This is a genomic window from Lactobacillus sp. ESL0233, from assembly GCF_003692995.1.
GTDB classification, from domain to species: domain Bacteria; phylum Bacillota; class Bacilli; order Lactobacillales; family Lactobacillaceae; genus Lactobacillus; species Lactobacillus bombicola.
On the sequence record NZ_REHH01000005.1, the window covers coordinates 1 to 15,267 of the forward strand.

General features: G+C 35.4%; 15 protein-coding genes, 2 tRNA genes, 1 rRNA gene and 1 other annotated feature. Of the genes, 14 read left to right on the plus strand and 4 right to left on the minus strand.

Features of this window, described 5'->3' with window-relative positions; all coding sequences use genetic code 11:
* Positions 1 to 8 precede the first annotated feature (8 nt).
* The 6 genes from rrf (at position 9) to F5ESL0233_RS01210 (ending at position 3,499) form a co-directional block, all read left to right on the plus strand.
* Positions 9 to 125: ribosomal RNA gene (gene rrf, locus F5ESL0233_RS01185) — 5S ribosomal RNA — on the plus strand.
* A gap of 12 nt (positions 126 to 137) precedes the next feature.
* Positions 138 to 210, plus strand: a tRNA-Asn gene (locus tag F5ESL0233_RS01190).
* A 149-nt stretch (positions 211 to 359) separates the two neighbouring features.
* Positions 360 to 1,370: a PTS sugar transporter subunit IIB gene (locus F5ESL0233_RS01195; RefSeq protein WP_122058348.1), complete on the plus strand. Its 1,011-nt coding sequence runs from the start codon at positions 360 to 362 to the stop codon at positions 1,368 to 1,370.
* An 11-nt stretch (positions 1,371 to 1,381) separates the two neighbouring features.
* Positions 1,382 to 2,188: a PTS mannose/fructose/sorbose transporter subunit IIC gene (locus tag F5ESL0233_RS01200; protein WP_090093515.1), complete on the plus strand. Its 807-nt coding sequence runs from the start codon at positions 1,382 to 1,384 to the stop codon at positions 2,186 to 2,188.
* A gap of 29 nt (positions 2,189 to 2,217) precedes the next feature.
* The gene (locus F5ESL0233_RS01205) at positions 2,218 to 3,132 is read left to right on the plus strand and encodes a PTS system mannose/fructose/sorbose family transporter subunit IID (RefSeq protein WP_090093517.1); all 915 of its coding nucleotides are present in this window, start codon (positions 2,218 to 2,220) and stop codon (positions 3,130 to 3,132) included.
* A gap of 4 nt (positions 3,133 to 3,136) precedes the next feature.
* Positions 3,137 to 3,499: a DUF956 family protein gene (locus F5ESL0233_RS01210; RefSeq protein ID WP_090093519.1), complete on the plus strand. Its 363-nt coding sequence runs from the start codon at positions 3,137 to 3,139 to the stop codon at positions 3,497 to 3,499.
* A gap of 43 nt (positions 3,500 to 3,542) precedes the next feature.
* Here F5ESL0233_RS01210 and F5ESL0233_RS01215 read toward each other — a convergent pair whose 3' ends face one another.
* Positions 3,543 to 4,907: an amino acid permease gene (locus F5ESL0233_RS01215; protein ID WP_118898126.1), complete on the minus strand. Its 1,365-nt coding sequence runs from the start codon at positions 4,905 to 4,907 to the stop codon at positions 3,543 to 3,545.
* A 164-nt stretch (positions 4,908 to 5,071) separates the two neighbouring features.
* Between F5ESL0233_RS01215 and F5ESL0233_RS01220 the strand changes: the two genes are divergently transcribed.
* On the plus strand, positions 5,072 to 5,620 hold the full coding sequence (locus F5ESL0233_RS01220) for a GNAT family N-acetyltransferase (protein WP_122058349.1): 549 nt from the start codon (positions 5,072 to 5,074) through the stop codon (positions 5,618 to 5,620).
* Between the two features lie 37 nt (positions 5,621 to 5,657).
* On the opposite strand, the gene galE is transcribed toward F5ESL0233_RS01220, so the two are convergent.
* A complete protein-coding gene (gene galE / locus F5ESL0233_RS01225) occupies positions 5,658 to 6,647 on the minus strand; it encodes a UDP-glucose 4-epimerase GalE (RefSeq protein ID WP_122058351.1) in 990 nt (329 codons plus the stop codon).
* Positions 6,648 to 6,789: 142 nt separating this feature from the next.
* Here galE and F5ESL0233_RS01230 point away from each other — a divergent pair, with 142 nt between their 5' ends.
* The 5 genes from F5ESL0233_RS01230 to F5ESL0233_RS01250 all read left to right on the plus strand — a co-directional run bounded on the left by F5ESL0233_RS01230 (position 6,790) and on the right by F5ESL0233_RS01250 (position 11,679).
* A complete protein-coding gene (locus F5ESL0233_RS01230; RefSeq protein WP_122058352.1) occupies positions 6,790 to 7,548 on the plus strand; it encodes an NADPH-dependent oxidoreductase in 759 nt (252 codons plus the stop codon).
* 69 nt (positions 7,549 to 7,617) lie between these two features.
* Positions 7,618 to 7,690: transfer RNA gene (locus F5ESL0233_RS01235), tRNA-Thr, on the plus strand.
* 341 nt (positions 7,691 to 8,031) lie between these two features.
* Positions 8,032 to 8,080 (plus strand) — a sequence feature (sodium ion sensor (DUF1646 type); this cis-regulatory element may regulate processes involved in with the transportation of sodium ions).
* Positions 8,081 to 8,119: 39 nt separating this feature from the next.
* Positions 8,120 to 9,280 carry a cation:proton antiporter gene (locus tag F5ESL0233_RS01240; protein WP_122058354.1) on the plus strand — a complete coding sequence of 387 codons (1,161 nt, stop codon included), beginning with the start codon at positions 8,120 to 8,122 and terminating at the stop codon, positions 9,278 to 9,280.
* 623 nt (positions 9,281 to 9,903) lie between these two features.
* Positions 9,904 to 10,623, plus strand: coding sequence for a CPBP family intramembrane glutamic endopeptidase (locus tag F5ESL0233_RS01245; RefSeq protein WP_122058355.1), 720 nt, complete (start codon positions 9,904 to 9,906; stop codon positions 10,621 to 10,623).
* 867 nt (positions 10,624 to 11,490) lie between these two features.
* Complete coding sequence (locus F5ESL0233_RS01250; RefSeq protein WP_122058357.1) at positions 11,491 to 11,679, plus strand: CPBP family intramembrane glutamic endopeptidase; 189 nt, start codon at positions 11,491 to 11,493, stop codon at positions 11,677 to 11,679.
* Between the two features lie 5 nt (positions 11,680 to 11,684).
* Here F5ESL0233_RS01250 and F5ESL0233_RS01255 read toward each other — a convergent pair whose 3' ends face one another.
* Complete coding sequence (locus tag F5ESL0233_RS01255) at positions 11,685 to 12,689, minus strand: IS30 family transposase (protein ID WP_122058358.1); 1,005 nt, start codon at positions 12,687 to 12,689, stop codon at positions 11,685 to 11,687.
* 85 nt (positions 12,690 to 12,774) lie between these two features.
* Between F5ESL0233_RS01255 and F5ESL0233_RS01260 the strand changes: the two genes are divergently transcribed.
* Positions 12,775 to 13,134: a dihydrofolate reductase family protein gene (locus F5ESL0233_RS01260; protein ID WP_233554947.1), complete on the plus strand. Its 360-nt coding sequence runs from the start codon at positions 12,775 to 12,777 to the stop codon at positions 13,132 to 13,134.
* Between the two features lie 37 nt (positions 13,135 to 13,171).
* Here F5ESL0233_RS01260 and F5ESL0233_RS01265 read toward each other — a convergent pair whose 3' ends face one another.
* Positions 13,172 to 14,134, minus strand: coding sequence for a D-2-hydroxyacid dehydrogenase (locus F5ESL0233_RS01265; RefSeq protein WP_122058360.1), 963 nt, complete (start codon positions 14,132 to 14,134; stop codon positions 13,172 to 13,174).
* 294 nt (positions 14,135 to 14,428) lie between these two features.
* Between F5ESL0233_RS01265 and F5ESL0233_RS01270 the strand changes: the two genes are divergently transcribed.
* Positions 14,429 to 15,259 (plus strand): zinc ribbon domain-containing protein, encoded by an 831-nt coding sequence (locus F5ESL0233_RS01270; RefSeq protein WP_090093538.1) that lies wholly within the window; start codon positions 14,429 to 14,431, stop codon positions 15,257 to 15,259.
* Positions 15,260 to 15,267: the final 8 nt, after the last annotated feature.

Genomic DNA, 15,267 nt, shown 5'->3' on the forward strand with positions numbered 1-15,267 from the left:
AAAAGAAGTACGGTGGCAAGAGCAAGAAGGAAACACCTGTAACCATGCCGAACACAGAAGTTAAGCTTCTTAACGCCGAGAGTAGTTGGTGGGAGACTGCCTGCGAGGGTAGGACGTTGCCGTGCTTTTTTTAATATTCCGGCTTAGCTCAGTTGGTAGAGCGCTTGACTGTTAATCAAGATGTCGTCAGTTCGAGTCTGACAGCCGGAGCAAGGTTAAAAAAGAAGGTCTAATGACCTTCTTTTTTTGTTTATGAAAATTAAATTAGTGGCACTAAAAGTTTAGTGAGAGCGTGACTTAAACGCTTTTAAAAGGTACAATATAAGTATATATATATTTTATTTAAAGGAGGAATTTTCATGGTAGGGATTGTATTGGCAAGCCATGGTGGATTTGCGGATGGAATTGCCCAGTCTGCAGAAATGCTCTTTGGCAAGCAATCCAATTTTGCTCATGTCATTTTGAGACCTGATGAAGGACCCGATGATATTAGAGGAAAAATGGAAGAGTCGATTTCTTCATTCGATAGCCAAGATGAGGTACTGCTATTAGTTGATTTATGGGGTGGTACTCCGTTTAATCAGGCTAGCGGATTACTTGAAAGTCATCCATCCTGGGCAGTGGTTTCTGGAATGAATTTACCAATGGTTGTTGAGGCTTTAACACAAAGAATGACTAATCCAGAGGCTAGTGCTCATGAAATTGCAACAGCAATCATTGCTCCAGCAAAGGATGGCATTAAGACCAAGCCGACTAATTTGATGTCTGAGATGCAAACGCAAACAGTTGCTTCATCAGATAAATCTGAAGAAATTAAGAATAAATCTATTCCAGAAGGAACAGTAGTTGGTGATGGTCATATAAAATATGTATTGGCTAGAATTGATTCACGTTTATTACACGGACAAGTTGCCACAGGTTGGATTCCAGCAATGCATCCAGATCGTGTAATTGTTGTATCAGATCGTGTTGCTAAAGATGATATGCGCAAAAGCATGATTCGTGAAGCTGCCCCTGCTGGTGTTAAAGCGCATACCGTACCATTAGCAAAAATGGTGGAAATTGCTAATGATTCGCGTTTTGGTAATACCCATGCTTTACTTCTTTTTGAAAATCCAGAAGATGTATTAAAAGTAGTTAAGGCAGGAATCGACATAAAAACAATCAATGTAGGTTCAATGTCTTATAGTGTTGGTGATGTAAATGCTAATAACGTTTTATCGATGAATCAAGAAGATGTAGACACTTTCCATGAACTTAAAAAAATGGGTATTAAGTTTGATGTGCGTAAAGTACCAAATGATAAACCTGGTAACATGGATGCAATTTTGAGTAAAGCGCAAAGTTTGCTTAATGAGCAGAATAAATAGGGGAGTATAATATGAACACTATTCAAATGGTTTTAGTGGTCCTTGTTGCCTTTCTTGCAGGTATGGAAGGTATTTTGGACCAGTGGGAATTTCATCAACCTTTGGTTGCTTGTACACTAATTGGTTTAGTAACAGGACATTTAGATTTAGGTATTATTTTAGGTGGGCAATTACAAATGATTGCCCTTGGTTGGGCTAATATTGGGGCCGCTGTTGCTCCAGATGCAGCCTTAGCATCGGTTGCATCAGCCATTATTTTAGTTCAAAGCGGACAAGGTACTAAAGGCATTGGAATGGCAACTGGTATTGCAATGCCTTTAGCAGTTGCTGGATTGTTTTTAACAATGATTGTCAGAACAATTTCAACTGCTATTGCACATATTATGGATGCTGATGCTAAAAAAGGTAATTGGCGCAAAATTAATATGTGGCAATGGATTGCAGTTTGCTTACAAGGATTAAGAATTGCTGTTCCTGCTGCATTGCTCTTGGCAATTCCAGCTTCAACGGTTAAATATTGGCTAGGCTTAATGCCAACTTGGCTTAACGAAGGTATGTCAATTGGTGGTGCCATGGTTGTAGCAGTGGGTTATGCAATGGTAATTAACATGATGGCAAGCCGTGAGGTTTGGCCATTCTTTGCGATTGGGTTTGCTTTAGCTGCAATTAAGGACTTAACTTTAATCGCTTTAGGTGCAATTGGTTTGGCAATGGCCTTAATGTACTTAGCACTTGAATCTCAAGGCAATAGCAATAATTCAAGTACAAATAATGAAGGTACCGGCGATCCACTCGGCGATATTATTGATGATTATTAAAGTGATATTTAAGAGGAGGAGAGTTTATTATGGCTGATCAAAAAATAAAATTAACTAAAGCCGATCGCTTCAAAGTTATGTGGCATTCACAATTTTTGCAGGCTTCATGGAACTATGAAAGAATGCAAAATGGCGGTTTTGCTTATTCCCTAATTCCAGCATTACGAAAGTTATATCCTAATCAAGAGGACATGGCGGCAGCACTAGAGCGTCATTTAGTATTCTTTAACGTACACCCTTATTTGGTTTCGCCAATTTTAGGAGTTACCTTAGCTTTAGAAGAGGACAAAGCTAATGGTGCTCCAGTTGGTGACGAAGCAGTCCAAGGAGTTAAGGTTGGAATGATGGGGCCCCTAGCCGGTGTTGGCGACCCAGTCTTTTGGTATACTGTGCGTCCTATCGTTGGAGCATTAGGTGCTTCAATGGCAATTCAGGGCAACATTTTAGGACCAGTTTTATTCTTTGTTATATGGAATGTAATTAGAATTGCCTTTATGTGGTATACACAGGAATTTGGCTATCGGGCAGGTTCAGCGATTACTAATGATATGTCAGGCGGATTACTGCAAAAGGTAACGCGTGGAGCGTCCATGATGGGAATGTTTGTCCTAGGTTCTTTAATTGAACGCTGGGTCAATATTAAATTTACGCCAATTGTTTCCCAAACGCCGATTCAAAAGGGCGGTTACATTGATTGGAATACCCTGCCAGCAGGTGCTAAAGGAATCCAACAAGCTTTAATTGCTCAAAGTAATGGTTTATCCTTGACTAAATTTAAGGTGACTACCTTGCAAAATAATTTGGATACCTTGATTCCTGGTTTAGCTGGTTTATTATTAACCTTCTTGTGTATGTGGCTTTTGAAGAAGAAAGTATCCCCAATAGTGATTATTATTGCTATTTTCATTATTGGTGTTGGCTTACACGTTTTGCATGTGCTCTAATAAAATGGTTGAATCAAGTAACAACAAGGTTGATTTTACTACTAATGCAACATGGTTTCGGGGAATTTCAACTTATGGCAAAGCCATGATTGGAAATAAAGCATTTGAATTTTATAATGATCGTAATATTTCTGATTATGTCCAAATTCCATGGACAGAAGTAACTTATATTGTAGCGGATGTCCATTTCGGTGGTCGATATATTCCAAGGTTTGAAATTCGAACGAAAGTAAACGGTAAATTTATTTTTTCTACAAGAAATAATAAGAAAACTTTACGTGCAATTAGAAATTATGTTCCAGCTGATCGAATGCGGCAAGCATTGGGGTTATGGCAAAAAATAAAGCAAAGGTTGATACATAATTAAAAAATCTTAGATCAAAAGATCTAAGATTTTTTGTTATCTATGTTTATTCTTGATGGCGAATTTTAACTAAACTAAATAAAATAATAAAAATTAATAGTGCAGCAATCATTGCAATTCGATTTTCTGGCAAAAAGAGTAATAAAATAATCATTATGATAAAGAAGGCTAGAGTAGCAAAATCTAAATAAGGAAACCAAGGCATTTTAAAATCGGTTAATTCTTGTTCCTTTGTTTGTTTACGATATGCAATATGGGTAAGCAACATTAGACACCAAATAATCAAGAACATACTAGTTGAAGTCGAAGAAATAAAATTAAATGCATTATTTCCAATTAAAATGATAACTAAGGGAGCTAATTCCATTAAAACAGCAGATAGGATAAGTGCGTTTTGTGGAAGTTTTCGGTGTAACTGGCCAAAAGTATGGTTCCATTTACCTTTGCCTTGATAGGTAACCGAGAAAAGTAGCCTGCCTGCACTGTACAAAAAACTATTAGTAGCTGAAACAGCCGCGGAAATTACTACAAAGTTAATTAGTGAGCCAGCATTTTGGATACCAGTTGCAGCCAAGGTTTGGACAAAAGGACTGGAGTTAGTCGCAACCTTATTCCAGGGAATTACGACTAAAATCGCCACAATTGCTAAAACATAAAATAAGATGATTCTCATAGGTACTTCGTTAATTGCTTTTTTTATGGTTTTGGCTGGATTTTGGGCTTCGGCTGCAGTTAAGCCAACTAGTTCTACGCCGACAAAACTAAAGATAACCATCTGAAAGCCAGAGAAGAAGCCAATGCTACCTTTGGCAAATAGGCCACCGTGACTGTTTAGATTGGCAAAAGTAACTGGGCCCAGACTAGTTTTGCTACCTGTCAATAAGAGGTAAAAGACCAAAATGACGAAGGCGATAATTGTTACAATTTTAATAATTGCAAAGCTAAATTCCAAATTACCAAAAAAACGTGCGGACAGTAAGTTAATAATTAATAATACTGCCACCGTTATTAATCCAGGTAGCCAAGTTGGCAGTCGAGGAAACCAATATTGGAAATAAATTCCTAGAGCAGTCATTTCAGCCATCCCCAATGTGACCCAGCTAATCCAATAAAGATAACCTGAAATCAGACCTATATCTTTACCTAAGTATTTTTTGATAAAGTCGATGTAGGTATGCTTTGATAAATCTGAAACAATTAGTTCACCTAGAGCACGCATTAATAAAAATAAAAAAATTCCCACAATAACGTAAATTAAGAGGACACTTGGACCAGCTCGGCGGATACTATTGCCGACACCTAAAAATAAGCCTGTGCCGATTGTTCCACCTAAGGCAATTAATTGAATATGGGCGTTGGTTAGGGTTCGTTCATAACCACTATTATTGTTTTCTTCATCTTTTTCATTCATTAGATTTCTCCGAAACTATAAAATATTACATTGATATTACAATAGTCGATTATAGCATTTATTAAATTGACATGCTTATATAAAGATGAAAATTTTTTGAGTTGACAATTATTTTGATAATTGTATGATGAGTTTAATTAAGGATTTGTTAAAGGAGATAATCAATGTTTGTTTTAGCTACTTTTTCGTTGAACAATTTATCCATTAAGTTAGTTTTCCCGGAAACAAGTCATGCGCAAAGTTTATATAATCTTATTGAGCAGGATCGATCAGAATTATCACGCTTCTTGCCTTGGGCGAATGAAATAAATGCGCTTCAGGATGAACTTGCTTTTATTAAGCTTATGCGAAGTGAGACCGCGGAATATAAAAAATTGGCATTAGTGATTCTTGTGAATAACCAGCCAGCGGGTATGGTTGATCTGCATGATATAAAGCTAAATGATCAAAGTGCGGAAATTGGTTATTGGCTTGGACAAAAATATCAGGGTAAAGGAATTATGACTGAATCGGTAAAACGTTTGGTACAAATTTCATTTAGTAATTTAAGTTTGCATCGTTTAAACCTCTTGGCCGATCATCGAAATAAAGCTAGTAGAGCAATAGCACAAAGATTAAAATTTGATCACGTAGCATTATTGAAAGATGAAGTAAAATATCACGGACAGTTTTGTGATATGGATTTGTATACAGTTATTAATTCGACAAACTAAAAAATGTACTGGTATTTATCACCAGTACATTTTTAGTTTAATCTTCATAACCATTAGGATGAGCTTGGTGCCATTGCCATGCACTTGCAATGAGCTCTTCAGCACTTTCAAATTGGGGCTGCCAGTGTAAGATAGTTCTAGCTTTAGTAGAATCAGCAACAAGACTATCCGGATCACCGCTACGTCTTGGTCCGATTGTGTATGGAATCTGAATCCCGGTAACCTTGCGCGCAGCTTGCAAAATTTCTAAATTGGAGTAGCCGTGTTCAGTACCTAAATTAAAGACATCTGATAGGTTAGTTTTGATTAAATATTGTAGTGCTAAAATATGAGCATCGATTAGATCGGTTACTTGAATGTAGTCACGTACATTAGTACCATCTTGCGTATCGTAGTCATTACCAAAAATAGTGAACTTATTATCCCCCTTAACAGCACTATTTAAAATATTGGGAATAAGATGTGTTTCAGGTGCATGGTCTTCACCTGTTTGTCCATCCTTTGATGCCCCGGCAACGTTAAAATATCTTAGTGCAACTGATTTAATACCATCAGCTTTGTCGGCCCAGTGCATGATTTTTTCCATCATTAATTTGGTATCACCATATGGATTAATTGGATTTAATGGTGAATCTTCAGTAATTGGTAACTTTTTAGGGATGCCATAAGTCGCAGCACTAGAAGAAAAGACCAGGTAATTCACCCTTGCATCCCGCATTGCCTCAAGAAGGGCAATCATTCCCCAAACATTATTATCGTAATACTTGAGGGGGTTTTTCATTGACTCTGGTACTAGTGAATAGGCTGCAAAGTGCATAACAGCATCAATTTTTTCATTACGCAGAATTTGACTTACTAAAAATTTATTTTTAAGGTCGCCTTGATAAAACTTGGCGCGATTGTCTACAGCCAGACGATGACCTGTGTATAAAGCATCAAGCACAACCACTTCGTACCCGTTATCCAGTAATTGTTTAACTGCATTTGAACCTATGTAGCCGGTTCCACCAATAACTAATATACGCATTTTTGCCTCCATTTTTGTAACCGTTTAAATAAATTTTAGCATAAATTGGTAAATTATTTATATAAATTACTACTAATTGACACCAGGTAGTTTTTGCACTACATTAATTTTAAGTAAGTCAATTCAGAGGGGAAGTAAGCCAATGATTCATAATTCAACCATTGATCAGCAAATTAATCACAGATCAATTAGAAAGTTTAAAGCCCAATCGTTAACAACCGAACAATTAACCACCTTATTCACAGTTTTTCAGCATACGGCTACAAGTCTATTTATGCAAAATACGACTCTCTTGCATATTACTGATGAGGAAAAACGAGCAAAAATACGGCAATTGTGTAACCAAAAGTATGTGGGGGCAGAAGGTGACTTATTTATTTTTATAGTTGATCTGTATCGTAATCAGCAGATTCGCCAGCAACTAGGTCAAGATGATGGTCGAGTGCATACAACTGATCTTTTTATGCAAGGAATGGACGATACCTTACTTGCATGGCAAAATGTGGCTAATGCGGTGGAAAGTATGGGACTAGGTTATGTGCCACTGGGGACAATTAATGACCATCCACTAGCACTACTTGAGGTGCTGGATTTACCGAAACTAACTTTTCCTGCACTGGGGATGCAGGTAGGGGTCCCCGATCAAAACCCACAATTAAAGCCACGTTTACCCCTAAAATTTACTACGTTTGAAAATAATTATCCACAAAATTTCAATGTTGCTGAGTTAAAAGACTATGACCAAACTGTGGAAAAATATTATGATTTACGAGCAACTAATCACCGCATTGATTCTTTTACCAAACAAATAACCGGAGCCAAGTTGGATAATAAAAAAATTGATCGCGACCAGTTACCTCAATTGCTACATCAGCAGGGCTTATGTCTTGACTGGAAATAATAAATAAAAGTCATTCATTTGATTGCATGACTTTTTTTGTTTTGGTATAATTTGAATGTTACCGAAAGCGCTGATTTAGCTCAGTTGGTAGAGCGTTTCCCTCGTAAAGAAAAGGTCGCCAGTTCGATTCTGGCAATCAGCATAATAAAGGCAAATATAGCATTAAAGTCCGTTGTATTAATCTTGATATGACGGGCTTTTGTTTGTTATAAAGTATTTTAAATAGTTGTAAATTAATGTGAATTGTTGTGGTTAGTCACATTACAGGTCACACAAAGTAAAATAAATAAGAAATTTGTTGTCATTAATTTTTGTGGAATTAACATAACCTTTGATGCAGCAAGCTTAATTGCCTGCTTTTTTGTGTGACTGAGTGTGACTAGAAATAATTTGATACGTAAACACATATTAATTAATTTCAAAGTCATGCAACTATACAAATAAATTAAAAAGATGTAAAATTTGTTCAATTAAATAATTTGAGGTTGGAGTTATTGAAACTTTCAAGATTTGCTTCTTTGGGTCAGGAAGCAACTTGGAAGTTTTTTTGTTTATGGAGATAAAAATATTTATGGAATTTATTCAAGAATTAGTATTAATTTTGTTGGCATCAACAGTACTAGGACAAATATTTGTCCGCTTTGACATGCCTGCAGTAATAGGAGAGTTATTAGCAGGAGTACTTTTGGGAACAGCTGTGTTGAATTGGGTTAGACCAAGTAACTTAATCAGTGTATTTTCACAGATCGGCGTTATTTTACTAATGACACTAGCTGGAATGGAAAGTGACATTAACTTATTAAAGAAATGTTTTAAGGTAAGCTTTTGCGTTGCTAGTGTAGGTGTGATTTTGCCAATTATTTTAATGGGTATAGCTAGTTATTTATATGGAGTAAAACCCTTAAAAGCAATATTAATTGGAATAATTTTCTCTGCAACAAGTGTATCGATTTCTGCTATTGTGCTAGAAGAAAAGCATCAACTTCATAGCATAGCTGGTACAACTATTTTAGGTGTAGCAGTTGTAGATGATATTCTTTCAGTAATTGTATTGGGCCTATTTACTACCTTTAGCCAAGGAACAGGAAATAAACAGCCAACTAATAATATTATGGTTAATACGATAATTCAATTATTATTTTTTTTCCTTCTTTATTTACTTTATAAATTTGTACCATACCTAAAAGTACTTTTTTTAAGAATTAAAAATAATCAGATAGTGAATATTATTTATTTATTACTAATATTTACTGTGTCCTGGATTGCTGAAGCAGTGGGCTTGTCAGCCATTATTGGTGCGTATTTTTGTGGGTTGGCTATTAGACAATTGGAAAGTTATAAAAAGGTATATAAAGCTGTTTCCAATATTGGCTATGAAATGTTTATCCCCGTTTTCTTTGTTAATATTGGATTGATGTTGACATTCAAAAATTTTTATAAGGAATTAGGATTTATTTTGATAATGACTATTTTAGCAATTGCTTCTAAATTTTGGGCTGGTAAATATACTAGCAGAATTTTGGGTTTATCTAAGAGTAGTAGTGATATTGTGGGTGCTGGAATAATTTCACGTGGTGAAGTAGCCTTAATCGTTGCCCAAATGGGTTGCAATAGTCGATTATTATCTGAGAATATATATTCTAGTTTAATAATAGTAATTGTTGTAACTACAATTTTGTCACCAATTATCCTTAATTATTTCATTAAAAAGGCTAATAGTGATGTTGATTAATTTGCTATAATACACTGTTTAAATTTGTGGTATTAATTGTGGATTACGAGCTTTTATTTATTATAGATTGTTGGAATAATGGTAAATAATATATTTAGTAATTGACTTAAATTTAGCTTTAGGTATTACAATTTTAGTAAATTAAAAGGAGGTAGTCAAAATGCAAAAAGCAAAAGTAATTGTCCAGATGTGAAGTTCTTTTTTGCTATTGCGACTTTACGATTATAGGAATTTACTGCGAGTGTCACCATAGACTGGTTGCGGTAAATTCCTAGCAGTCCGAATAACTTTTATAGAAAACTTAGAATAGGATAAGTTTTGCTATCGTTTTGTACTATAATAATAGTAAAATTAAAGAAATTGGCTTTTCTAGTTAATTAACAAACATTTTGCTTTGAGACAGGTTGATCCTAATTGCGAGGTTAAAAATAATTATTGATACTCAAGAACTGCAAAAAAAGTTTTAGAAAATAAACGAAAAACGAATTTATAAAGGTGGAAATAAATATTTGAAATGATTTTAACTCAAGAATAATAAACTGACTATATAAAGTATTGATTGGCTGTCAAGCACGTTGGTGTGTTTTGAGAAATCTTTTGATTTTGAAGGAATAATTATTAATATGAAAAGTTTAAAAAAGATCACAAACAAAGTTTTATATCTTTGTTTGTTTATGATATTATCTATAATTATCCAAATCCCTACAATAAGTGAAGGCTTTTTTGGGGGAGAAAGTTCGAAAAATATAAATTTATTTTTACATGTTGTGATAACATTTTTTAGTACGATAATTATATTTCTGATTGTTAATACTGTTTATCATCGTTTGAATTCCAAACCAATATTTGTGAAAAATAATATTATTAGAAGTTATAGTTTTGCAGTTTTATTTGCATTACTTTCACAGATTTTACAGTTTGCTATTACAGTGCTTGAAAAGGGAAACGATCGAGATTTAGAGTTACTAGCCGCTTCACAATCAAAACTTGCGCCAATTTTAATAATTACGTTAGTTTTGATTTCTCCACTTTTAGAGGCAATGGTATGGCAAGGAATTTTACAGGGCGGTATTTTAAAAGATATACCTCCTCTTTTTTCAATAATAATTACGAGCGTATTATTCGCATTTGCTCATGGTTATTCTTTTAACTATAAAACTTTAGAGTTATTATGTTCAGGAATTTCGTATGCTATTTTATATTATGTGACTGATGATTTGGGATCAGTAGTATTCTGTTATGGTTTATCAAATTTATACATCGAAGTGCTAAAAGAATATGATAAGCCATACTACAATCTGTTTCATCAAGTTAAGCCAAAAAGCTCAGTTAACTGGCTATAGCTGGGCTTTTTGCTTGTCTTTTTAATTTTATTAATTTGGCATTTTTCTTTAGTTTGGAAGAAACTTGTATAATTTTTGCTTCTTCAATTTTTGTTATGGGGGAACATAATATGGATGTGAGTATTCATTTTATCAAGTGAATTATTTAAATTATAAATAACATTTAATAGGATGAATTCACTATCCTGAATTGTTATTTCTAAGGAAGTATAAATAAAATCATCATCTATATAAGAGCTGTTAATTTTAGACAAGGGTAATTTTCAAAAAGCATAATAAGATAAATTTCTAGTTTTTAATGTGTATGCTTCCCTTTCAAAATGATGAATTTCTGTCCCACTGAAGTACTATAATTTGCATCTAACCAGTATCACTGAAGTTATAAAATTATCGCTATAATGCCCATTTTATATATAGGCTAGCTCATTTCTATACTTATCGAGTCGAGGTTATATACGGCATCACATAGTTGAGCAACCTTATCTAGCTTTTTACTGATCAAAATTTTTTTAAAGTTTCATTGTTGATGAAAAAACATATACCTTTGAACAGTTTAAGCGGCGAATTCATTCAATTCATATTACATCAAAATTTATTGTGGAATTTTTTCAAGATAACGAATCTGAGTTTGAATAATTATTTGATGTTAAGTAAAAACAATGGAAGAAGATGAAAAAATGTTTGGTAATGAGTTATTAAATGATAGACAAATAGCAGATATAGGGGATAATTAGAAATGGATGTATTAATAGATAATAATTATAAAGAATTATAAGACGATGAACTAAATAACATATATGACGGTAGGTTTGATTTCTGCTTAGGAGCTGTTGCAAGTGCTATTTGGGAATTTTGCGATAGCTATAAATGACTACTGGGTATGATGCGGGTCAAAAAGAGTACCTAATAGAAATGCTTAAAACATCTCCACTAGCAGTGTTTATTATTTTTGGAAATATAATAATAGCTCCAGTATTAGAAGAAATATTATTTAGAGGTATATTACAATCTAATTTTTTTAAAAAAATAAATCCAAAAATTGCAATTTTAAGTTGAACACCCTACTTGATTTGATAGATGCAATCTAATCTTTTCTCATATAATTCATCGGGAGTGTGGTAGGCTAAGATTTTGCGTGGCAGGTTATTGCACCATTCCTCAATGCCGTAGATTTGGATCATATCATAATCCTTGATGTATTTACCTTTAGGAATGAAGCGCCTGATTAACCGGTTGTGCCGCTCTACTCCGCCCTTCTCACAAGAAGTGTAAGGGTGCGCATAGTAGACTAACGTCTGCGATACTCTTTCTAACTGGGCTACATCCGCAAACTCAGAACTGTTATCCGTGGTAATGGTCTTAAAGACCTCATTCCAGTATTCTTGGTAGTGGCTGCGCAAGATTTTAAAGGCCGTCATGACGCTAGCGGCAGTCTTATCCTTAATCGGGATAATCATAAACTTGCGCGTCATGCGTTCATACAGGGTTAAGAGGGCCTGGTCATCTTTGGTCTTGTGACCTAAGACTAGGTCGCATTCCCAGTGACCAAATTCGCGGCGCTGGTTAATAGCAGCAGGTCGCTCACTAATACTGCGCCCCAGTCTGCGTTTATGCTGGCGTATCCGCTTGGCTTTAGTCTTACGGCTTAAACATTCGGGCAAGTTAGTTGCCTTAATCTGTAATAAACCACGTTCCACATAATGGTAGAGCGTCTTGGTGCAGACGGTTTCGGCCCGGGTAAATTTACCACTGGCTAAGGCCCGGCCCACACAGGCATCAAGCGACCAGCCGTGCTTGAAGAAGTGCGCTTCAACGTACTTAATAAAGCGAGTTTTGGCCAAGCAGGCTTGCTTACGACCGCAGTTTAAGCGTCTTGACTGATAGCGTCTTTGCGCTGCTTGGGCATCATAGCGGTGCGGTTGACCGTGATAGAGTGCAATCTGACCGCCGGCAATTTGACGCAGGGACTGGCCCTGCTGGCACAAGACTTGGATAATCACGCGGTCTTGCAAAGCAAGATGTTGGCCCTTTTGGTGATTAGATATGGTAGAATTAAGCGAGTTCATTGGTAACTTCTTTCTAGAATTGATTGGGTAATTACATTCTATCAGAGAAGTCCAATGGACTTTTTTCATTTTTTAATTAGGGCAAGTGTTCAACTTCATTTTACAATTTACCAAAGAATATTTGGCCTTTCTGCGTACAATGGAAATTCCCTATATTGTTTCTGGAGAGGAGAATTTTAACTTAAAGGAAGTTTTAGTTAAACTAAGAGCACACTTTGGCATTGAAAAATTAGCTCTTTGTGGCGGTGCAAGAATTGATGGTGTCTTTTTAGAGCAGCACTTAGTCGATGAAATTTCTCTCGTCATCTCGCCATATGTCAATGGTGACCGCGAGATTAAGACTGCTTTTGAAACAACTGGCAGAATTGATGATCAATTTAAAATAGATTTTATCAAAAAACTGCCAGACGGCGGATTACATTTAATTTTTAAAAAAGGTGAATAAAAATAAGCTGCAAAAATTAATTTTGCAGCTTATTTTTTTAATTAACGACATTAACGGCTTTTCCGTTTAAGAAAGCTGATAAGTTGTTGATTGTAATATCTAACAGGCGCTTACGTGTTTCTTTTGGTGCCCACGCAATATGTGGTGTAATGTAACAATTTTTTGCAGTTAAGAGCGGACTGTTTACCGGAATTGGTTCTTGCTCGGCAACATCAACACCAGCTGCTCCAATTTTACCATTATTCAAAGCGTGAGCAACATCTTGCTCGTTAATCAACCCCCCGCGTGCTGTATTAAGTAATAGAACGCCATCCTTCATCTTGGTAATTGCTTCTCGGTCAATCATTTCAGTTGTTTCGGGTGATTGTGGCACGTGAAGACTAATGATGTCGGCTTGTTGATATAATTTATTCAGGCTAACCTGTTTTACGTAGTCTGGAAGATTAGTTTTTGACCGATGATTATAAAAAATAACGTTCATTGCAAAGGCATGGGCGATTTCAGCGACTTTTTGAGCGATGCTGCCAAAGCCAATTAATCCCATTGTTTTACCTTGCAGTTCGATTAATGGCTTTGCCCAAAAAGTAAAATCAGGATTGTTGCTCCAGCGTCCCTCGTGAACCAGTTTATTGTGCAAACCAACTTGGCTAGTGATTTCAAGGAGTAGAGCAAAGGTAAATTGTGCTACTGCATCGGTGCCGTAAGTTGGAATATTAGTAACCGGGATGTTAGCTGCCCGTGCAGCCGCAGTATCAATCACATTGTACCCAGTCGCGGTGACTCCAATGTATTTAAGATTAGGTGCTTTGGTGATAACACTTCGATTTAATGGTGTTTTATTAGTTAATACTATTTCGGCATCACCGATTCTGCGCAAAATCTCGCCGTCATCATCAACTGGTGTTCGATCATAAACGGTACATTCGCCCAACTGCTTAAGGGGTGTCCAATCAAGGTCACCGGGGTTTAAGGCATAACTATCTAAATTTACAATTTTCATTTTTTAACCTCATTTGTTCATTTTTAACTTCTAGTTTACTACAGTTTGCAAAAGCACCAACTATGAAACAGTTCAATCCAGGCTAATACTACAATTTGACAGTAAAAATAGATAATTTTACAATGAATTAGTGTTCTACCTTTTTAGCTTTTTTTATATATAGTTTAGTTATTTGGGTAAAAGACAAAGTGGGAAGAAGATGTTTTACTATCCAATATTGCTATTCCAGATTTTGGGAGCGGATGAAAGTAGTTAGTATTCATATAATGTTGTTATAAATGTAAGGAGTAAGTAATGAAAAAGTGCCCTAATTGTGGTGCCCTGATGGAAAATGGGGTTAATTTTTGTACTAAATGCGGTAGCGATTTACGTTCAATTACGTTAGAAAAAGAGCCGGAGCAGGCTACTACTGTAACTAAAAAAACTGCACCAGTTGTGGCTGAAGTTAATCAGCAACATGTTAATTCTGGTAGCTATTTGCAAAATTATTGGGAATGGCTGGTTGAATCATGGAAACGTCCCGCAGCTAGCAATTTAGCTGCTCAAAGCTGGTACGGTTGGTTAACAATTTTAATTGAAGATGTTTTATTTGTTACTGGATTATATTTCTTTGCTAAGTCAGTTATTACCAGTGCAATTGGCTTAGTCAATCATTTTGGGGGCGATACTAGAGGTTGGGGCAATTTTGATATTTCTTTTGGCATTGTCTTTCGGGTATTTTTAATTGTCCTGATTTTCCAACTGATTGTGATTGGTAGTCACTTTGTGGCATATAAATTTATTTATGATGAGCAAATTAATCTATTAGATTTTGTTAACCGCGGTATCCATGCTAGTAACCTAAATTTGATTTTGACAGTCATTTTCTTTTTATTAATGGTTTTAGGACTTAATAGTATCAGATTTACTTTATTTTTAGTTTTACTATTATTTGGTTTGTTCTTTATTGGTCAAGAAGTGGCCTTGCTAGCAAATAACGGTGCTCGACGGGATAAAGCATATGGCGCTTTGCTTGCTTTTGGTATTATTTTTGTTTGTAGTTTGATAATGAACTCACTTATTTATAATTCCGTTTTACGGTCAATTTTTAATCAAATTATTTCGGGTTTTAATGGTTCAATGTAGATGGTGTA